The organism is Streptomyces niphimycinicus (genome assembly GCF_018883605.1).
Lineage (GTDB): Bacteria > Actinomycetota > Actinomycetes > Streptomycetales > Streptomycetaceae > Streptomyces > Streptomyces niphimycinicus.
The window spans coordinates 1-1,402 of the sequence record NZ_JAHLEM010001237.1; the positions used below are offsets into that span (position 1 = coordinate 1).

A 1,402-nucleotide genomic window follows, 5' to 3' on the forward strand; every position below is an offset into this window, starting at 1 on the left:
GGCGGCCTCCGCCGCGCCGTCCCCGGCGGGCCCGGCCCCCGAAGCGGCGAGCGCGCCCAGCGGGGCTTCCACAAGGTCCAGCCGGTGGCGCCGCCCTTCCGCGGTGCGCAGCACGACGGGCGTACGGTCCGGGGCGAGCAACTCGTCGAGCAGCCCGTCGGCCACGATGTCGGCGAAGCAGGGCGCGCTTGGGGAATCGGCCACTTCGGCGAGACCGACCACTTCGGCAGAACCGCCGGCCTCGGCGGACCCGGCCACGGCGGCGGAACCAGCCACGTCGGCCGCACCAGGTGCGTCAGCGGCACCGGCCGCGTGTGCGGGCCCAGTCGCGTCGGCGGCACCGGCCACCTCGGCGGCACCAGATGCGTCGGCGGCACCGGCCGCGTGTGCGGACCCGGTCGCGTCGGTGGAACCGGCCACCTCGGTGGCAGAACCCGCTGCGTCGGCGGCACCAGCCACCTCGGCGGCACCAGATGCGTCGGCGGTACCGGCCGCGTGTGCGGACCCGGTCGCGTCAGCGGGGAACTCCACCAGTCTGGTGACCATGTCCGGGTACTCCCTGGCCACCGTACGGAAGACCCCGCGCAGCCCGGCCGTGCGTGCGGCAAACGGGTCGGTTCGGCGGAGCGCCAGCAGCCAGTGCGGGGCGCGCCGCAGGGCCGACTGGAGGGCCGTGAACGCCTCCGGCAGCACCGGCGCGCCGGAGGTGGCCAGCGGGTCGAGCAGCAGCACACCGTCCACCCGGCCGTCGTCCTCGGTGAGCGGATGCCCGGCGGCGAGGCGGACGGCCTCGGCGCCGCGTTCGCCGAGACGGGCGGCCACCGCCTCGGCCACCCCGTCGCTCTCCCCGCCGAGCAGGGCGAAGCGCCGACCGGTCAGATCGGGCGGTGCGGCGGCACTGTCGCCGGGTGCGCCGAGGAGCACGGGCATCAGCCGCAGCCGCTTGGGCGCCACACCGGCCACGGCCAAGGGCTCGGCCACGGCCACCGCCACGGGCTCGGCCGCCACCTCCTCCGCCACCGGCTCCGGTTCGTCGGGCGGTGTCGCGGAGGGCGCGGGGGCGGGCTCGAGGCGGGCGGTGAGCCAGTCGGTGACGGCGGCGGTGGTACGGGCCTTGGCCAGCTCCTCCAGCTCCTCATCGCCCAGGGCGGCGGTGTCCGCGCCCGCGACGCCGAGGCGCCGCGCCAACTCGCCCGCGATCTCGGCGCGTTTGATCGAGTCGATGCTGAGATCGGCTTCGAGATCGAGGTCGGGTTCGATCATGTCGACCGGATAGCCGGTGCGTTCGCTGATGATCTCGGAGACCGCGCGCAGCACATCGGGCCCGGTGGCAGGCGCGGGCGGGGCGGATGCGGGTGACACGGCGGCCACCGGCGCGGCGGCCCCTGGGGTGGCGGCCACC

General features: G+C 76.7%; 1 protein-coding gene. It reads right to left on the reverse strand.

What is annotated here, in order from left to right:
• Positions 1-1,402 (reverse strand): acyl carrier protein (locus KN815_RS49070; protein WP_443732357.1); only part of this gene is annotated, 1,402 nt, incomplete at both ends.